Here is a 2,455-nt window from a genome sequence, read left to right on the forward strand (position 1 = left end):
ACTTTTGATTTAGCAATTATTTTTGCACCCATTGAAAGGGCTTCATCAACATGCTCTTTTACCTTGTTTAGCTGGTTTTCTGTTGTAAATACACCAATATCAACATTATAATCTCTATCATAACCAACCCTCAATTTTTCAACCTTTTCGCTGAGTATTTTTATAAATTTATCATATACACTTTCCTCAACATATATCCTCTCTACACCACCACAAGATTGCCCTGCATTAGAAAAACCTGCCCATATAGCACCATTTGCTGCTCTATAGAGATCAGCGTCACTACAAACAATCATAGCATCATTCCCGCCTAATTCCAAGTTAACAGGCGTTAAAGTCTCGGCAGCTTTTGCCATCAGTTTTTTTCCAACCGCAACCGATCCTGTAAAAAAAAGCTTGTCAATACCACTTTCAAGAAAAGCATTCCCAGCAATTCTACCAGGCATATTTATAAAGTGGAATAAGCCATCTGGCAGTTTTAGATAATCAATTGCATCCCTTATTGCTTCAGCTACTCTTTGCGTTTCAGAAGCTCCTTTAAAAATTACAGCATTACCAGCAATCAAAGCCATTACTATCTCAGGAAAGGGTATAGCAAAGGGATAGTTCCAAGGCGATATAATTCCTATAACACCATAGGGAACGCGTACACACTTACTTCTTTTGTTAATAAAAAATATATTTCCTGTCCCAAGTTTTTTATCTTTTAGAAATTTATGGGCATTTTTACAGTAATAATTTACTCCCATTGCGCCTGTTATAATCTCTGTAACAAGTGCATCAACCCTCGTTTTACCATTATCTCTACTAATTGTTTCAGCTAACATATCTGCATTATCTGTAAGATACTGTTTAAGGGGTTTAAAATATTTTGCCCTTTCTTTAACAGGAATTTTCTCCCACTCTTTTTGAGCTTCTCTAGCTTTCTTAACAGAAACCCTCAATTCCTCAATAGAATTTAAATATGAATAGCCTAATATTTCACCCGTTGCTGGATTTATTGAAACAGTCCTATTTTCAATGACCTCTAATTGTGCCATAATTACCTCCTTATCTATAGGCTTCTTTTATAATATTTAAAGCATCATCAAAATCCATATCCTCAGGGCTAAATATTTGGGCGCCATCATTAATTGCATTTTTAGCTATCTCATCAAATTGCTCCTCTTTTACACCGGCTTCCTTTAGAGTTGTAGGCAAACCACAAGCTTCTTTTAATTCATTACGTAGTTTGCATATAAAATCAATTGCTCTTTTGGCTCTTTTACTTTTTGGGGTTTTAGCATATTCATCAGCGCCACCCAAAGGAAGCAATAATTCTCCTACATATTCTTCTGATTTATTTAGGCAATGTTTTAAACCAAAGGGTAAAAATATAGACATTGCAGTACCATGATGAATATTACACAATGCACCAGCTGCATGCCCTAGACAATGCACAATACCAACCATTGCATTTGAAAAAGACACCCCTGCCATAGTTGCAGCATTTGCCATAGCAAAGCGTTTCTTTTCATCCTTAGGATTTTTCACAACCTCAACTAGGTTTTCGCCAATTAATTTTATTGCATTAAACGCATAGGCATCACTCATAGGATTTTTTTGAACTGATATATACGCCTCAGCTGCGTGCGTTAAGGCATCCATCCCTGTAGCAGCTGTAATCTTTGGTGGAAGAGATAGGGTCATCCTTGGGTCTAATATGGCAACTTTTGGCAATAAAAAATATGAAGTAAACTCCATCTTCACATTCTTTTCCTCATCTTTTATAACTGCAACCAAGGTTACCTCAGAACCTGTTCCAGCAGTTGTTGGAATAACTATCATAGGCCCCATAGGTTTATTAAGCATTTCTGCGCCCATGAATTTTTTTAAATCATCAGATTTCTCTGTTACCACAATATTAACACCTTTAGCTGTGTCAATTGAGGAGCCTCCACCAACAGCGATTAATACATCACAATTATTCTCCTTGTATATCTTAACAACCTCATTAACCACTCTAACTGATGAATCAGGTGGCGTATCATCATAAATATAATAATCTGTTATCTGTGAATCATAAAAAGACTTTTTAATAATATCAATCAAACCAGCTTTAACAACACCTTTATCAGTGATAATTAAAGGTTTTTTACAGCCTAACTTATCTATCTCGTAGGGCAAATTGTCAACAGCTTTCCTGCCAGCAACTATCTTAACAGGATTATAAAATTCATAATAATCTGGCAACATCAAAACCTCCTAATTAGGTAAAATATATTAATTTACTTACATACCAAAGGGAATACCTAGTAAATATATAACAAATCTATTTAGTTGTTTTTTTAAGCCCAAAGAGGGGACACGACGCAAAAGCCTTTTATTGATAAAACGAGGATATAGATAGCATAAAACAATGTTAATACATCTGGTAAATACCATGGCATCACCCACATCTCCAACAACACTCATC

At 35.4% G+C, this 2,455-nt stretch carries 3 protein-coding genes; all 3 read right to left on the reverse strand.

Going from position 1 to position 2,455, the window contains the following annotated elements; genetic code table 11:
- A partial coding sequence (locus SVN78_10175) for an aldehyde dehydrogenase family protein (GenBank protein MDY6821973.1) occupies positions 1–1,040 on the reverse strand: 1,040 nt, incomplete at its 3' end.
- A gap of 10 nt (positions 1,041–1,050) precedes the next feature.
- Positions 1,051–2,235: an iron-containing alcohol dehydrogenase gene (locus tag SVN78_10180; GenBank protein MDY6821974.1), complete on the reverse strand. Its 1,185-nt coding sequence runs from the start codon at positions 2,233–2,235 to the stop codon at positions 1,051–1,053.
- A 36-nt stretch (positions 2,236–2,271) separates the two neighbouring features.
- Positions 2,272–2,455, reverse strand: a 184-nt coding sequence (locus tag SVN78_10185) for a hypothetical protein (protein ID MDY6821975.1), incomplete at its 5' end; no start/stop codon positions are given.

It is taken from the genome of Deferribacterota bacterium (assembly GCA_034189185.1).
Lineage (GTDB): Bacteria > Chrysiogenota > Deferribacteres > Deferribacterales > UBA228 > UBA228.

Bases quoted from the DNA above. Each gene is read 5' to 3' on its own strand.
- SVN78_10180 (MDY6821974.1), bottom strand. From the start codon at position 2,235: ATGTTGCCAGATTATTATGAATTTTATAATCCTGTTAAGATAGTTGCT.